Source organism: Providencia sneebia DSM 19967 (assembly GCF_000314895.2).
GTDB classification, from domain to species: Bacteria; Pseudomonadota; Gammaproteobacteria; order Enterobacterales; family Enterobacteriaceae; genus Providencia; species Providencia sneebia.
Map to the genome: position 1 here is coordinate 2,131,980 of NZ_CM001773.1, position 15,900 is coordinate 2,147,879.

The 15,900-nt window shown below is 40.4% G+C and carries 13 protein-coding genes and 1 pseudogene; 10 read left to right on the top strand and 4 right to left on the bottom strand.

Annotation, left to right across the window (positions count from 1 at the left end):
• The first annotated feature begins 263 nt into the window (after positions 1–263).
• The 6 genes from aspS (at position 264) to ruvB (ending at position 5,999) form a co-directional block, all read left to right on the top strand.
• Complete coding sequence (gene aspS, locus OO7_RS08860) at positions 264–2,036, top strand: aspartate--tRNA ligase (RefSeq protein WP_008915611.1); 1,773 nt, start codon at positions 264–266, stop codon at positions 2,034–2,036.
• A gap of 15 nt (positions 2,037–2,051) precedes the next feature.
• Positions 2,052–2,483, top strand: coding sequence for a dihydroneopterin triphosphate diphosphatase (nudB, locus tag OO7_RS08865; RefSeq protein WP_008915612.1), 432 nt, complete (start codon positions 2,052–2,054; stop codon positions 2,481–2,483).
• Positions 2,484–2,515: 32 nt separating this feature from the next.
• Entirely contained in the window at positions 2,516–3,259 is a 744-nt protein-coding gene (locus tag OO7_RS08870; RefSeq protein ID WP_008915613.1) for a YebC/PmpR family DNA-binding transcriptional regulator, read from the top strand.
• A gap of 502 nt (positions 3,260–3,761) precedes the next feature.
• Positions 3,762–4,283: a crossover junction endodeoxyribonuclease RuvC gene (gene ruvC / locus OO7_RS08875; RefSeq protein WP_008915614.1), complete on the top strand. Its 522-nt coding sequence runs from the start codon at positions 3,762–3,764 to the stop codon at positions 4,281–4,283.
• A 72-nt stretch (positions 4,284–4,355) separates the two neighbouring features.
• Positions 4,356–4,973, top strand: coding sequence for a Holliday junction branch migration protein RuvA (gene ruvA, locus OO7_RS08880; RefSeq protein WP_008915615.1), 618 nt, complete (start codon positions 4,356–4,358; stop codon positions 4,971–4,973).
• 15 nt (positions 4,974–4,988) lie between these two features.
• On the top strand, positions 4,989–5,999 hold the full coding sequence (gene ruvB, locus OO7_RS08885; RefSeq protein WP_008915616.1) for a Holliday junction branch migration DNA helicase RuvB: 1,011 nt from the start codon (positions 4,989–4,991) through the stop codon (positions 5,997–5,999).
• 149 nt (positions 6,000–6,148) lie between these two features.
• On the opposite strand, the gene znuB is transcribed toward ruvB, so the two are convergent.
• On the bottom strand, positions 6,149–6,934 hold the full coding sequence (gene znuB, locus OO7_RS08890) for a zinc ABC transporter permease subunit ZnuB (protein ID WP_008915617.1): 786 nt from the start codon (positions 6,932–6,934) through the stop codon (positions 6,149–6,151).
• Positions 6,927–7,694: a zinc ABC transporter ATP-binding protein ZnuC gene (gene znuC / locus OO7_RS08895; RefSeq protein ID WP_008915618.1), complete on the bottom strand. Its 768-nt coding sequence runs from the start codon at positions 7,692–7,694 to the stop codon at positions 6,927–6,929. The genes znuB and znuC overlap by 8 nt, the downstream gene beginning before the upstream one ends.
• A 76-nt stretch (positions 7,695–7,770) precedes the next feature.
• Between znuC and znuA the strand changes: the two are divergent.
• The 3 genes and pseudogenes from znuA to lpxM all read left to right on the top strand — a co-directional run bounded on the left by znuA (position 7,771) and on the right by lpxM (position 11,168).
• A pseudogene (gene znuA, locus OO7_RS08900) lies at positions 7,771–8,729 on the top strand (zinc ABC transporter substrate-binding protein ZnuA).
• Positions 8,730–8,757: 28 nt separating this feature from the next.
• Positions 8,758–10,086 carry a murein DD-endopeptidase MepM gene (gene mepM / locus OO7_RS08905; RefSeq protein WP_201764254.1) on the top strand — a complete coding sequence of 443 codons (1,329 nt, stop codon included), beginning with the start codon at positions 8,758–8,760 and terminating at the stop codon, positions 10,084–10,086.
• A gap of 107 nt (positions 10,087–10,193) precedes the next feature.
• On the top strand, positions 10,194–11,168 hold the full coding sequence (gene lpxM / locus OO7_RS08910; RefSeq protein ID WP_008915620.1) for a lauroyl-Kdo(2)-lipid IV(A) myristoyltransferase: 975 nt from the start codon (positions 10,194–10,196) through the stop codon (positions 11,166–11,168).
• Positions 11,169–11,307: 139 nt separating this feature from the next.
• On the opposite strand, the gene pyk is transcribed toward lpxM, so the two are convergent.
• Positions 11,308–12,750 carry a pyruvate kinase gene (gene pyk, locus OO7_RS08915; RefSeq protein WP_008915621.1) on the bottom strand — a complete coding sequence of 481 codons (1,443 nt, stop codon included), beginning with the start codon at positions 12,748–12,750 and terminating at the stop codon, positions 11,308–11,310.
• Positions 12,751–13,032: 282 nt separating this feature from the next.
• A complete protein-coding gene (locus OO7_RS08920) occupies positions 13,033–13,878 on the bottom strand; it encodes a MurR/RpiR family transcriptional regulator (protein ID WP_008915622.1) in 846 nt (281 codons plus the stop codon).
• 535 nt (positions 13,879–14,413) lie between these two features.
• On the opposite strand from OO7_RS08920, the gene zwf reads away from it, so the two are divergent.
• A complete protein-coding gene (gene zwf, locus OO7_RS08925; protein ID WP_008915623.1) occupies positions 14,414–15,889 on the top strand; it encodes a glucose-6-phosphate dehydrogenase in 1,476 nt (491 codons plus the stop codon).
• The last annotated feature ends 11 nt before the right edge of the window (positions 15,890–15,900 follow it).

Sequence of the window (15,900 nt, forward strand, 5' to 3'; positions counted from 1 at the left end):
GCAGCAGAGTCACTTAGAATCAAGAATATCATGAATTCTGTGTCAATCGTTGTGTCGAGCCACGTTATTTTAGATAAGCTAGCCGTTAATCAGTGAAAACATGATTAGAAACAAAAATATTATGGTTAGCGCCTAAACATGTCTCTGTTTGTGCAGCAGAATTTCCAGTATAATGTCTGCCTTTTTGACATTCTGAATGTTCAGCAAAATGCCAAATTCTCGCAGCAAGTAAAGCACAACAAGCTGAGTAAAAAGGATATTGTATGCGTACTAACTATTGTGGGCAGTTAAACATTGCTCACGAAGGCCAAAAGGTCACTCTTTGTGGATGGGTAAACCGTCGTCGTGATTTAGGTGGTTTAATTTTTATCGATATGCGTGACCGTGAAGGGATCGTACAAGTTTTCTTCGATCCAGAGCGTAAAGATCTGTTTGATAAAGCATCAGAATTACGCAATGAATTTTGTATTCAAATCACAGGTACTGTACGCGCTCGCCCTGATAACCAAAAAAATAAAGATATGGCGACAGGTGAGATTGAAATATTTGCTGAAGATCTTGATGTTTTCAACAAATCGGAGCCGCTACCGCTTGATAGCAACCAAACGAATACTGAAGAACGCCGCTTAAAATACCGTTACCTTGATTTGCGTCGTCCTGAAATGTCATCACGTTTACGCACACGTGCAAAAATCACGAGCTTCGTCCGTAACTTCATGGACAGCGAAGGGTTTGTTGATGTTGAAACGCCAATGTTGACCAAAGCTACACCAGAAGGTGCGCGTGATTATTTAGTGCCTAGCCGTGTTCATAAAGGCAAATTTTATGCATTGCCGCAATCACCTCAGCTCTTTAAGCAATTACTGATGATGTCTGGTTTTGACCGTTATTATCAGATTGTTAAATGTTTCCGTGACGAAGATTTACGTGCAGACCGTCAACCTGAATTTACTCAGATTGATGTTGAAACTTCTTTCATGACAGCAGATCAAGTTCGTGAAATTATGGAACGCATGATCCGCCAACTCTGGTTAGAAGTTAAAGGTGTTGATTTAGGTGATTTCCCTGTGATGACGTTTGCTGAAGCAATGCGTCGTTATGGTTCAGATAAACCTGATCTACGTAACCCTTTGGAATTAGTGGATATTGCAGATATCGTTAAAGGTGTTGAATTTGCTGTATTCTCAGGTCCAGCAAATGATCCTAAAGGTCGTGTTGTTGCGCTAAGAGTTCCTAACGGTGCGGTGATGACTCGTAAACAAATTGATGAGTATGGTCAATTTGTTAGCATTTATGGTGCGAAAGGTTTAGCGTGGATGAAAGTCAATGAGCGCGCTAAAGGTCTAGAAGGCATTCAAAGCCCGGTCGCTAAATTCTTGAATGAAGATATCATTAATCAACTTCTGGAAAGAACAGGCGCTGCTGATGGTGATATTATTCTATTTGGTGCTGGCGCTAAAAATGTTGTGACTGATTCGATGGGTGCGTTGCGCTTAAAAGTGGGTCGTGACTTTAATTTGACGGATTTAAATAGCTGGCAGCCTTTGTGGGTGATTGACTTCCCAATGTTTGAAGAAGATGGTGAAGGCGGGTTAACTGCAATGCACCATCCATTCACATCACCGCGTGATTTCTCACCAGAAGATTTGGCAAACAAACCAGAAGAAGCTGTTGCAAATGCTTATGATATGGTTATCAACGGCTATGAAGTTGGTGGTGGATCTGTGCGTATTCACCGCAGCGAAATGCAACAAACGGTATTTGGTATTCTTGGTATTAATGAAGAAGATCAACGTGAGAAATTCGGTTTCTTACTTGATGCATTAAAATATGGAACGCCGCCACATGCAGGTTTAGCATTTGGTTTAGACCGCTTAGTTATGCTGTTAACTGGAACTGATAACATTCGTGATGTTATTGCGTTCCCGAAAACAACTGCTGCGGCTTGCTTGATGACCAATGCACCTAGTCATGCAAATGAGAATGCATTGACTGAACTGGCGATTGCTGTTGTTGCAAAAGACGAAGAAGCTTAATAAGCGATTAATGTGATGAATCGCTATAAGCGCCCTGAATCAGTACTTGTCATTATTATGGCAAAAAATAGTGGGCGAGTACTGATGTTACGTCGTAAAGATGACCCTGATTTCTGGCAATCAGTGACGGGAAGTTTGGAACCTGATGAATCTGCTTTTGAAACTGCAATGCGAGAAATTCATGAGGAAACGGGCTTCTTTGTTCAAGCAGAGCAATTATTTGATTTATCACATGAGGTAATATTTGAAATTTTCCCTCATTTTAGGCACCGTTATGCGCCCGGTGTCACGCATTGCAAAGAACATTGGTATAAATTGGTGCTTGATAAAGAACAAGTACCAATCTTGACAGAACACACTGAGTTTTGTTGGCTATTGCCGCAAGAAGCAGCAGAGTTAACAAAATCTTGGAGTAACCGTCAGGCTATTTTAGAATTCGCTGTTTAAATATTTTATTGACGTATTTTTGGAGAAATTTCATGGCAGGTCATAGTAAATGGGCCAACACCAAACACCGTAAAGCGGCACAAGATGCTAAGCGCGGTAAAATTTTCACTAAAATTATCCGTGAGCTAGTCACTGCGGCTCGTTTAGGTGGCGGTGATCCCGATACCAACCCGCGTTTGCGTGCAGCTGTAGATAAAGCATTATCAAACAACATGACGCGCGACACTTTAAACCGTGCAATTGCTCGTGGTGTGGGTAATGATGAAAATGATAATATGGAAACTATCATTTATGAAGGTTACGGCCCAGGCGGTACGGCTGTTATGGTTGAATGCTTGAGTGACAACCGTAACCGTACTGTTTCTGAAGTGCGTCATGCATTCACAAAAACAGGCGGTAACCTAGGAACTGATGGTTCTGTTTCTTATCTGTTTACAAAGCGTGGTGTGATCACCTATGCACCAGGTATTGATGAAGATGCATTGATGGAAGCTGCATTAGAAGCTGGTGCAGATGATGTTGAAACCTATGATGATGGCGCTATTGATGTTTACACAACACCAGAAACATTTGGTGAAGTGAAAGATGCTCTTGATGCAGCTGGTTTCACAAGTGAAGCGGCAGAAGTTTCTATGATCCCGTCAACTAAAGCAGAACTCGATGCTGAAACAGCACCAAAACTACTGCGCTTGATTGATATGTTAGAAGATTCTGACGATGTGCAAGAAGTTTATCATAACGGTGATATCTCTGACGAAGTTGCTGCACAGCTGTAATGTGTTAACAATCACATAGTTAACACCCGTATAGCTAACACCCGCGTAGAGAAAGCGGGCTGATAAAATAACAGCCTGCTTTCTCTAACGCTCTTTTTACTTAATATTTTGACTATTAAGTATGCTATTCCATTTCCTTCTGAATTCCTTTCTTATTCGTTATTTGCTTAATTCTGAATATAAGATTAAAACGGTTCTCGTTGTTATATCGCTTATTTGCCTAATTATTTGGTTTGTTCGTATCTTATCGTTAATTTTATAAACCAATTGTATTGATGTGGTAATTAAGTCAGAAAATCAAGTACATCACCAAGATTGCATCGTGCTTTTCAATATAATGATATAATAACTATTGATAAGGCTTTCATCTGGATTGTTCTTGGAGTGCTAAATTTTCAGAACGCTTTCAGTGCAATGAAGCGCAATAGTAAACGTTGTGGCACTGAATAGATAAAGATATGATGAAACTAAAGGTAGTCGAAAACAGCAATAGGCTCGTAATATGGCGATTATTTTAGGTATTGATCCCGGCTCTCGGGTGACGGGGTATGGAGTTATTCGCCAGCAGGGCCGGCAATTAATTTATATGGGCAGCGGTTGTATTCGCACGCAAGTTGATGATTTACCCACTCGGTTGCAGCGAATTTATGCTGGAGTTTCAGAAATTATTACTCAATATCAACCCGATGTGTTAGCGATTGAGCAAGTGTTCATGGCAAAAAATGCCGATTCAGCACTTAAATTGGGTCAAGCTCGTGGTGTCGCAATTGTAGCTGGCGTCAATCAAAGCTTACCTGTATTTGAATATGCCGCCCGCCAAGTCAAACAAACCGTTGTCGGAACTGGTGCAGCAGAGAAAAGCCAAGTTCAACACATGGTAAAATCGATTTTAAAACTTTCTGCTAATCCGCAATCTGATGCCGCTGATGCATTAGCGATTGCTATCACGCATTGCCATTTTAATCAAAACCTACTGCAAGTAGGAAATACACGGTTAGTTTTGGCTCGTGGACGATTAAGATAGATGCTGGATATGCATCCAGCTTTTTTTGTGGTATAAACAGCAAGATAAATAAAATTAACAGAGGGCTTTCTTGTGATTGGTCGTTTACGTGGCATAGTGTTGGAAAAACAGCCTCCGATAGTATTATTAGAATTACAGGGCGTAGGTTATGAAGTTCATATGCCAATGACATGTTTTTATGAACTCCCTGAAATCGGTCAAGAAGCGATTGTGTTCACACATTTTGTTGTTCGTGAAGATGCTCAATTATTATATGGGTTTAATGACAAACAAGAGCGCGCTCTCTTTAAAGAATTAATAAAAGTTAATGGTGTTGGCCCTAAACTCGCATTAGCCATATTGTCAGGTATGTCAGCACAACAATTTGTATCTGCAATTGAAAAAGAAGCAATCTCGTCATTAGTTAAACTTCCGGGTATTGGTAAAAAGACGGCTGAACGCTTAGTTGTTGAGATGAAAGACCGCTTTAAAGGCTTAAATGGTGACTTGTTCAATCAAACAACAGATATTGCATTGCCGGATATCAATAATAAAGCACCGAATGGTGCAGATATTGAAGCAGAAGCGACAAGTGCACTTGTCGCATTAGGTTATAAGCCGCAGGAAGCTAGCCGTATGGTCAGTAAAGTGGCAAAACCAGATAGTGATTGTGAAACATTGATCCGTGATGCCTTACGTGCAGCACTTTGATTAAGAGAGTAAACCATGATTGAAGCCGATCGCTTAATTTCTTCTGAAGTGATTTATGAAGAAGAAGAAGTCATTGACCGTGCAATTCGTCCAAAATTGCTCAAAGAGTATGTTGGACAGCCACAAGTCAAAGAGCAGATGGAAATCTTTATTCAGGCGGCTAAGTTACGTGGTGATGCCCTTGATCATTTATTAATTTTTGGCCCTCCGGGATTAGGTAAAACAACATTAGCTGGGATTGTTGCTAATGAGATGGGGGTAAATTTACGTACAACATCGGGGCCAGTGCTGGAAAAGGCGGGCGACTTAGCCGCAATGTTGACTAACTTAGAGCCACATGATGTTCTTTTTATTGATGAAATTCACCGCCTGTCGCCAGTAGTAGAGGAAATTTTATATCCAGCAATGGAAGATTATCAATTAGACATAATGATTGGTGAAGGTCCAGCGGCACGTTCGATTAAAATTGATTTACCCCAATTTACGCTAATTGGCGCGACGACAAGGGCGGGTTCTTTAACGTCACCACTGCGAGATCGTTTCGGGATTGTGCAGCGCCTTGAGTTTTACTGTGTTGATGATTTGCAGCATATTGTGAAACGCAGTGCAAACTACATGGGAATTGAAATGACCGAGGAAGGCGCTCGTCAGGTTGCAATACGTTCTCGTGGTACTCCGCGTATTACTAACCGCCTGTTACGACGCGTACGCGATTTTGCACAAGTGAAGGGGAATGGCTCCATAGATGAATCAATTGCTAGTAAAGCATTAGATATGCTTAATGTAGATGCGGCTGGCTTTGATTATCTTGACCGCAAATTATTAGTGGCAATTATTGATAAATTTATGGGCGGGCCAGTTGGGGTAGACAACTTAGCAGCAGCAATTGGTGAAGAGCGCGAGACAATTGAAGATGTGCTTGAGCCTTATCTTATCCAACAAGGGTTTATTCAACGTACCCCACGTGGTCGTATTGCAACAGCACATGCTTATCTCCATTTTGGTTTAACGCCAAAAGAGGTGTAGAGGTTAATACAAATTAGTGTTTTAGCCCAAGTTTGTAGTATTTGAATAAGGTAGTTATTGAACTCTAGAACTTCAATGATAAAGGCTGCCTAATCATTTTTATGTTAGGCAGCCAAGTTAGCGAATTGTATGGATGAGGGAAATACGCGCTAGTTTTTGGCTTTAACCAACAAACTGAAAATGAATAGTATTGCAGCAACTAATACAACAGATGGGCCTGCTGGTGTATCGTAAAATGCTGAGAATGTTAACCCACCAGTGACAGACAGCATCCCGATTAAAATAGCAATAAAGGCCATTTGTTCAGGGGTTCTTGAAAAGCGTCGCGCAGTTGCTGCTGGAATAATTAATAGCGATGTAATAATTAAGGCTCCAACAAATTTCATTGCGATACCAATCGTTAAAGCCGTTACCAGCATTAGCAGTAATCTTAACCGCTGAATATTAACACCATCAACAAAAGCTAATTCTTGGCTTACCGTCATGGAAAGTAACGCTCTCCAGCGCCAGAAAAGTAACCCCGAAACAACAATCACGCCAATTAAGATAATCACAATATCATCATAACTAACGGAAAGCAGATCCCCAAATAAGTAGGCCATGAGGTCAACTCGCACATTCGCCATTAAGCTAACAACAACTAAACCTAATGATAATGAGCTGTGTGCCATGATACCTAATAAAGTATCAACAGCTAATTGTGGTCGTCTTTCTAACCAGACCAAAATCAATGCCAGCAAGAGGGTGATGGCAATAACAGCATAAAAAGGGTTGATATTAAGTAATAAGCCAAATGCCACACCTAGAAGCGAGGCATGGGCAAGGGTATCGCCAAAATAGGACATTCGACGCCATACGACAAATGATCCAAGTGGGCCTGCCGCAATGGCTAATAGCATTCCTGCTATCCAACCAGGGAGAAGTAATTCAATCATGATTGCATTCCTTGCTATGAATATGTTTAGTCACCACATTCCCTTCCAAATCATGTTGATGGTTATGATGATGGCGGTAAATACCAAGTTGGTTTGCGCCTCTGTAGCCAAACATAGCGACAAATTCAGGATGGTTAGAAACGACTTCTGGAGTTCCTGAACAGCAAATATGGCCATTAATACAGAGAACTTTATCTGTTTTGGCCATCACTAAATGCAGATCATGAGAAACCATTAATACCGCACAACCAAGCTCGTTACGCAATTGATTGATTAAATCATAAAGTGCAACTTGTCCTGTAATATCAACCCCTTGAGCGGGTTCATCAAGAACTAGTAAATCAGGCTTGTTCAGTAAAGCTCGAGCGAGTAAAACTCGTTGATTTTCACCACCAGACAATTTTTGCATAGGTTGTGAAAGCAAATGTGTCGCTTTCACTCGCTCAAGCGCCGGAAGTAATTGCTCTTTGCGAACACCGGGTTTTAGCATCAAAAATCGCTTAACGGTTAAAGGCAGTGTTGGGTCTAAGTGCAATTTTTGTGGAACATAGCCAATAGAGAGAGAAGGAACTCTCTCAATGGTTCCTGATGTGGGTGGGAGTAGCCCTAAAACTACACGCACAATTGTTGATTTACCCGCACCATTTGGGCCGAGTAGAGTGATAATGTCGCCTTTATTTAAAGAGAAAGAGACGTCCTTGAGAACGATTTTTTCACCAAAGGCGACGGAAATCTTATGTAAATTCAGTAATGGTTGCATGTGAAAAATATCTTGCAGAATTCAGATTGTGTTATATTATAACATTTCAACGCGAAATTCACGGAAAAAGATGACCATGATACATAATTCTCAACTCAATGCTCGGAAAATTATTTTAGGTGCCGTCGCGGCATCAGTGTTAAGCACCACACTGATGGCATCAGCTAAGGCTGATGTGGTGACTTCTATCCGTCCTCTTGCTTTTATCGCAGCGGGTATTGCTGATGGCGTAACAGGAACTCAAGTATTATTACCTGATGGCTCATCACCACATGATTATGCGCTTAAACCGTCTGATTTGAAAAAATTAAACAAGCTGATCTTTTTGTGTGGGTTGGTCCTGATATGGAAATGTTTTTAGATAAACCAATCAAAACGTTACCGCAGGATAAACGTCTGGCTCTAGCTGAACAACCAAATATTAAGCCTCTGCTTATGGCTGATCATGACGATGACCATCATGACCATGAACATGGTGATGAAGCTGATCATGATGCGGATCACGAACATCATCATCACGGTGAGTATAATATGCATATTTGGTTGTCACCAGAGATTGCAAAACAAGCTGCAATAGACATCCATGACCGTTTATCAGTACTTTATCCTGACCAGAAAGAAAAATTGGACGTAAACCTTCGTAAATTCAACGAAAAAATGGCGCAAAATGATAAGAATATTGTTAATATTTTGAAGCCAGCTCAGAATAAAAGGTATTTTGTTTTTCACGATGCTTATGGCTACTTTGAAAAACACTATCGTTTAGCGCCATTAGGGCATTTTACGATCAACCCAGAAATACAACCTGGTGCACAAAAATTACACCAAATACGAACTCAATTGGTTGAGCACAAAGCCGAGTGTGTTTTTGCTGAACCCCAGTTCAGGCCGACTGTTATCGAGAGCGTAGCAAAAAATACGGGAGTCAAAATGGGCACTCTCGATCCACTCGGAAGTGGACTGGAAATTGGACCAGATAGCTATATGCAGTTTTTAACTCAACTGTCGAAACAATATGCGAGCTGCCTGAATTAAAATAATAAGGAATTAGTTAGTGCAGCAAATGGTTAAAGGACTTACGCAGGTTTACGGTAGCCTGTCTAAGTCTCACAAAATAATGTTAGGGACATTAACAGCAGCAACACTGGCCGTCGCGATCTGGCGGCCGGTTCATTTGCCTTCCACGTCTTCTGATACCGATAATAATGTTGATACAGTTATCCCTTTTTCGCTAGCGCCTTCAATGGATGCTACTGATGATTTAATTCAAGATAGTAGCGAACAATTACCTGATGAAGGTTTAGCTGATAGTGATGGTGCTGATGGTGAATCGGATGGCTCGCCGCTCCCTCATGAATATGTTGTTGCGAATGGTGATAACCTTTCGAGTATTTTAACCCAGTTTGGTATCGAACCTGGTGATGTTGCAACATTAGCTAATCAGCATAAATCATTACGTAATTTAAAAATTGGTCAAACTTTAAATTGGAATTTGACTGATGACGGTGAGTTACAATCATTGACGTGGGAAGTTTCTCGTCGGGAAACGCGCGTCTACACTCGGGTAGGTGCTACCAATAAATTTGAAGAAGCAAAAGAAATCCGCGAAGGTGAATGGACGAATAATGTTTTTCGTGGCGCTATTAATGGAAGTTTCTCCCAAAGTATGAATCAAACAGGCTTGACGCGTACAGAAGCGCGTGAAGTGATCAAATCTCTGCAATGGCAAGTTGATTTTAGTAAGTTAAAAAAAGGCGATAAATTCACAGTGCTAATGAGCCGAGAAATGCTGAATGGCCGCAGTGAACAAAGTCAGCTAGTTGGTGTACGCCTACAAAGCAATGGAAAAGACTATTATGCATTTCGTGCCGAAGATGGCCGTTATTATGACAGTGAAGGTAATGGCTTAGAGCGCGGTTTCATGCGTTTTCCTACAGCGAAACAATTTCGTGTTTCATCACAATTTAATCCTCGCCGAGTTAACCCTGTGACTGGGCGGGTTGCACCGCATAAAGGTGTTGATTTTGCTATGCCAGTGGGGACACCGGTTTTAGCTGTTGGTGATGGTGAAGTTATTGTCGCCAAATACAGCGGAGCAGCGGGCAATTTTGTTGCTATCCGTCATGGTAGACAATATACCACTCGTTATATGCATTTACGCCAACTCTTAGTTAAACCAGGCCAAAAAGTAAAACGTGGTGACAGAATTGCACTTTCAGGAAATACTGGGCGTTCAACTGGACCTCATCTGCACTTTGAAATGTGGGTTAACCAGCAAGCAGTAAACCCGCTAACGGCGAAATTGCCAAGCTCTGGTGGCTTAATGGGCAAAGAGCGTAAAGAATATCTGGCAATGGTTAAAAGCACCAAGTCACAGTTAAAATTTGAATAATCTTATCAATACTGGCAGGTTTTAAACCTGCCAGCTTTCTGCGTAATGCTTCCACTTATTATTATTTTAAGCTATAAAAGAGCGCGAATTGTTCTTTTAGGTATATCATGAATAAAAATCAAGATACTGATAGTAAATTAGGCTATGTACCAACCTTTCATAAGTCTTATCTGCATCCTAAATATTGGGGTGTATGGTTAGGTGCGGGTTTACTGGCAATTTTAGCTTATATACCAGTTAAAATTAGAGATCCTATTCTAGCCAAAATGGGAAAATGGGTTGGTCGAGTAGCAAAAAGTGCGCGACGTCGCGCAAAAATCAATCTGTTATATTGCTTCCCTGAATTGACGGAACAAGAACGAGATCAACTGACAGACAAAATGTTTGAAATGGCACCACAATCTTTTGTGATGTTAGCTGAATTATGCCTACGTGGTGCAGATAAAACGTTAGCCAGAACACATTGGCATAATGAAGAGATTATCGAACAACTTAAACTGCAAGGTAGTAATGTTATCTTTATGGTGCCACATGGTTGGGCTGTTGATGCTCCCGCGATGTTATTAGCGGCGAAAGGCCAAAAAATGGCAGCAATGTTCCATCACCAAAAAAATCCGGTGGCAGATTTCTTATGGAATAAAGCTCGGCACCATTTTGGTGGTCGCTTGCACTCAAGAGAAGCAGGGATTAAGCCTTTTATTGCGTCGATAAGACAAGGCTATTGGGGGTTTTATCTACCCGATCAAGATCATGGTGAAGAGCATAGTGAGTTTGTGGATTTCTTTGCAACTTATAAAGCAACACTTCCCGCCGTGGGTCGTTTGATGAAAGTGTGTAAAGCTAAAATTGTTCCTTTATTCCCTGTTTATGATCATCATACTCATGAATTACATATCTATATTCGTGAACCTATGGATGATATTGATGGGAAAGATGATAGTTATATTGCACGCAGAATGAATGAAGAGTTAGAACATTTAGTTGCCCCTAATCCTGAGCAATATACTTGGATACTAAAATTATTAAAAACGCGTAAGGGTGATGAAATAGAACCTTATCAACGGAAGGATTTATATCGTTAATCTTTAGGTTGAATAATTCGATGTTGTGGCAAATCAGAATTTCAATATATTAAATCAATACTCAAAGCCAAAATAAAACGGGGAGCAATTATTGCTCCCCATTATATTTTTATACAGACTTGCGTTATTTACTCAAATTCTATTCTACTTCTAAAATTCGGCAAGTATTGGTGCTGCCAATGGTTCCCATTAAATCACCTTGAGTCACAAGAATGAGATCACCACTCATGAGATATCCATTATCACGTAAGCGTGTGATTGCTTCATTTGCAGCTTCAATACCATCGGTATGCGTGCTACAAAATACTGGGGTAACACCGCGGTAAAGTGAGCATTGGTTCAATGTTTTTTCGTGGCGTGACATAGCAAAAATAGGCAAACCAGAACTAATACGTGACATCATTCTTGCCGTCCGACCTGACTCTGTCATTGCAATAATTGCCTTCACACCTTTGAGGTGGTTAGCGGCATACATTGTTGACATCGCAATTGCTTCTTCAGGCGAATTAAACATTACATCTAAACGGTGTTTAGACACGTTCAGACCGGGCATTTTTTCAGCACCCAAACATACTTGCGCCATCGCAGCGACGGTTTCCGCTGGATATTGTCCTGCTGCTGTTTCTGCTGATAGCATCACTGCATCAGTACCATCAAGAACTGCGTTTGCCACATCCATAACTTCTGCACGTGTTGGCATTGGGTTAGTGATCATGGATTCCATCATTTGCGTTGCAGTAATGACGACACGGTTCAATTGACGCGAACGACGGATCAGTTTCTTTTGTACCGCAACGAGTTCAGGGTCACCAATTTCTACACCTAAGTCACCACGAGCTACCATTACAACATCAGAAGCAAGGATGACTTCATCCATAATCTCATCATTAGCGACCGCTTCAGCACGTTCTACTTTTGCGACAATTTGGCATTCACAGCCAGCATCACGCGCTAAGCGACGAGCATAATTTAAATCTTCACCTGAACGAGGGAAAGAAACGGCTAAATAATCAACACCAATCTTGGCTGCGGTGATAATATCTGCTTTATCTTTGTCTGTTAGTGCTTCAGCTGATAAGCCACCACCCAGTTTATTTATACCTTTATTATTGGATAATTGGCCACCAACAGTGACTTCAGTAACAACTTGCAACCCTTTGACTTCACGTACTTTTAATTGTACGCGACCATCATCAAGTAATAAAATATCGCCAGGAACTACGTCAGTAGGTAGACCTTTGTAGTCAATACCGACTTTTTGCTGGTCACCTTCACCTTTGCCAAGCGCGGCATCTAAAGTGAAAATATCACCAACATTTAAGAAAACTTTTCCATCTTTAAATGTAGAAACTCGAATTTTAGGACCTTGTAAGTCGCCAAGAATGGCAACGTGACGGCCTAAGCGAGCTGAGATTTCTCGTACCTTATTAGCACGAAGAATATGGTCTTCTGGAGTTCCGTGGGAGAAATTAAGGCGTACAACGTTTGCTCCGGCGTTGATAATTTTTTCAAGGTTGTTATCGCGATCGGTAGCTGGACCTAGGGTAGTAACAATTTTAGTTCTTCTAAGCCTTCTAGTCATGTATTACTCCGTTGACCTATTATGGTTTTGATTAATCGAGTGAAATCTTTACCTGTCATACTTCGCATTGCAACATTGTTGGCTGTGTTCATTCACTTGCTATAAATGCAATAAAATGCAATGCGAACTACAGTTGTGTATTTTAGACCTTTTCCTTGTAAATAGTCATGCTGACACGTGCACAGCTATTATATACAGCTAATCAGTTTATGCCATAAGGTCGGCAAAACTATTCAGGTTGATGATAAAAGAAAAGAGTAAATCGTATTTTTATATATTCCTCTATTCACTATCAAACCGAGGATTGCGTAAAGCTTCTTTGACCCGTTTCAAGTTATCTCTAAATTTTTCGCCTCGTCTTAAAGTAAAACCTGTTGTCAGGACATCAATGACGGTTAATTGAGCTAATCTTGAAACAATGGGCATGTATATACCAGTATCCTCTGGAATATCAATAATAATTGAAAGTGTCGATTCTTGGGACAAAGGGGAGTTTTCTGAGGTGATAGCGATAACAGTTGCATCGTTTTCTCGTGCGAGTTTTGCTAGATCAACCAAAGTTTTTGTCTTACCTGTCTGTGAGATTAACACGATAACATCGTCTTCTGTGCTATTGATGCAAGCCATGCGTTGCATAACAATATCATCAAAATAAATGACAGGAATATTAAAACAGAAGAATTTATTCATGGCATCGTGTGCGACGACCGAAGAGGAGCCAAAACCAAAAAAACTGATACGCCGAGCTTGTATTAGGAGATCAACCGTGCGATTAATCGCAGTAATGTCTAATGTGTGCTTCACATTATCCAGCCCTGCCATTGCAGATTCAAAAATCTTATAAGTGTAAGTATTAACAGTGTCATTTTCTTCGACGCTGCGATTTATATACGGTTTATTGTTAGCTAAGTTTTGCGCTAACCGCAATTTGAAATCTGGGAATCCTTTGGTTTCCATTTTGCGGCAAAACCGATTTACAGTAGGTTCACTGACTTGTGCTATTTGTGCAAGGCTCGCAATACTAAGGTGTATAGCACGTTGCGGCATATCTAAAATGACTTCGGCAACTTTCCTCTCTGATTTACTTAATACGTCGAGACTATTTTTCATTTGTTCTAAAATATTCATATAACGAAAGTGCCTATTTCATTGAAAGGAGATACTTATCTGTCGTTAAGCTATCCTATTTTTAAGGTTGGCTTTTTTGGTAGAGATTTTAGTTCTTAAATAATTAAAAATACACCGAGGTAATCGCAAAAATGCGTTCTACTTTATCTATGATGCTTCATATTTTGATATGATGATTGTTGCTAATGGTAGCTTAAGTATACTGAATTTAAGTAGAAATATATTTTATGTTAGAGATAACTTATCTGAATGATGTGTGTTGATGGTCAGATTTTTCATAACATTATGACCTAGCTCTAGTTTTTCATTTCGGCTATTTTGTTTCAGCTTTGTTATTTTCATAAAAAGATATCACGATAAGAAATCATCATAACTGTCTTTATTCATTGATATAGATTTGTTGTTTTATTGAGCATAAAAACTGTGATCTGTATCATCAATATTTACTGGGTACTTTCAAAAGGGTACATTAGCTGAATATCTGGCTAATTTTGTAACAAAATTACAATAATTCCGCAAATTGAGGAGAACCAATATGGCGGTACATAATGCAGCTCAAGCCTGTGACTTAGTTATTTTTGGCACCAAGGGAGATCTCGCGCGTCGTAAACTACTTCCATCTCTTTATCAGTTGGAAAAGGCGGGTTATATACACCCAGATACACGTATTATCGGCGTGGGTCGTGCCGAATGGAGTCAGAGCGATTATATCGAGTTTGTGAAGAGCGCATTTGATGAGTTTTTGAAAGAAGAACTTGATCCTGCATTGTGGGAAAAATTAAGTTCGCGTTTAGATTTTTGTAATTTAGATGTCAATAAAACTGAAAATTTTGTCCATTTAGCTGAAATGCTAAAACAAGATTGCCAACCTGCGATTCATTATTTTGCAATGCCACCAAGCACTTTTGGTGCCGTGTGCAAAGGGTTAGGTTATGCAGGGCTTAATAAGCAACCAAACCGAGTGGTTATGGAAAAACCACTCGGGACAGATTTAGCTTCTTCCCAAGAAATTAATAATGAAGTTGCGAAGTATTTTGATGAAAGTCAGGTTTACCGGATTGACCACTATCTTGGTAAAGAAACTGTACTGAATTTATTAGCACTGCGTTTCGCGAACTCACTCTTTATCAATAATTGGGATAATCGTACTATTGATCATGTCCAAATTACGGTAGCAGAAGAAGTGGGTATTGAAGGGCGTTGGGGCTATTTTGATAAAGCAGGGCAGATGCGTGACATGGTACAAAACCACTTGTTACAAATCTTGACCATGATTGCGATGTCACCACCAGCGGATTTAACCACTGACCGAATTCGCGATGAGAAAGTCAAAGTATTGCGTTCATTACGCCGTATTGACCACACTAACGTGCGTGAAAAAGCAGTGAGAGGCCAATATACAGCAGGTTTCGTGCAAGGACGTAAAGTGCCGGGCTATCTTGAAGAAGAAGGCGCGAATAAACAAAGCATGACAGAAACTTTTGTGGCATTGCGGGTGGATATTGATGATTGGCGCTGGGCTGGCGTTCCTTTTTATCTACGCACAGGTAAACGTTTACCTGCTAAATGCTCTGAAGTGGTTGTGTATTTCAAAAAGCCTGCATTAAATATTTTCTCTGAAAGTTATCAAGACCTTCCACAAAACAAATTAACCATTCGTTTGCAACCAGATGAAGGTATTGACATTGAAATTATGAATAAAGCGCCAGGGCTAGATCATAAACATCGTCTGCAAACAACAAAATTAGATTTAAGTTTCTCTGAAACCTTTAATCAAACGCATCTTGCGGATGCTTATGAACGTTTGCTATTAGAAGCAATGCGCGGTATCCAAGCACTATTTGTTCGTCGTGATGAGGTTGAAGAAGCGTGGAAGTTTGTTGATTCGATCATGGATGCATGGGCAATGGATAATGAAGCACCGAAACCTTATCAAGCGGGAACTTGGGGGCCAATTGCCTCAGTTGCTATGATCACAAGAGATGGTCGTTCATGGAATGAATTTGAGTAATTTCTAAATAA

Coding starts and splice junctions, on each gene's coding strand:
- znuB (WP_008915617.1), bottom strand. CDS start 6,934: ATGATTGAATTACTTCTCCCTGGTTGGATAGCAGGAATGCTATTAGCC.
- znuC (WP_008915618.1), bottom strand. CDS start 7,694: ATGCAACCATTACTGAATTTACATAAGATTTCCGTCGCCTTTGGTGAA.
- OO7_RS08920 (WP_008915622.1), bottom strand. CDS start 13,878: ATGAATATTTTAGAACAAATGAAAAATAGTCTCGACGTATTAAGTAAA.
- mepM (WP_201764254.1), top strand. CDS start 8,758: ATGGTTAAAGGACTTACGCAGGTTTACGGTAGCCTGTCTAAGTCTCAC.
- ruvB (WP_008915616.1), top strand. CDS start 4,989: ATGATTGAAGCCGATCGCTTAATTTCTTCTGAAGTGATTTATGAAGAA.
- aspS (WP_008915611.1), top strand. CDS start 264: ATGCGTACTAACTATTGTGGGCAGTTAAACATTGCTCACGAAGGCCAA.
- OO7_RS08870 (WP_008915613.1), top strand. CDS start 2,516: ATGGCAGGTCATAGTAAATGGGCCAACACCAAACACCGTAAAGCGGCA.
- zwf (WP_008915623.1), top strand. CDS start 14,414: ATGGCGGTACATAATGCAGCTCAAGCCTGTGACTTAGTTATTTTTGGC.
- ruvC (WP_008915614.1), top strand. CDS start 3,762: ATGGCGATTATTTTAGGTATTGATCCCGGCTCTCGGGTGACGGGGTAT.
- nudB (WP_008915612.1), top strand. CDS start 2,052: ATGAATCGCTATAAGCGCCCTGAATCAGTACTTGTCATTATTATGGCA.
- lpxM (WP_008915620.1), top strand. CDS start 10,194: ATGAATAAAAATCAAGATACTGATAGTAAATTAGGCTATGTACCAACC.
- pyk (WP_008915621.1), bottom strand. CDS start 12,750: ATGACTAGAAGGCTTAGAAGAACTAAAATTGTTACTACCCTAGGTCCA.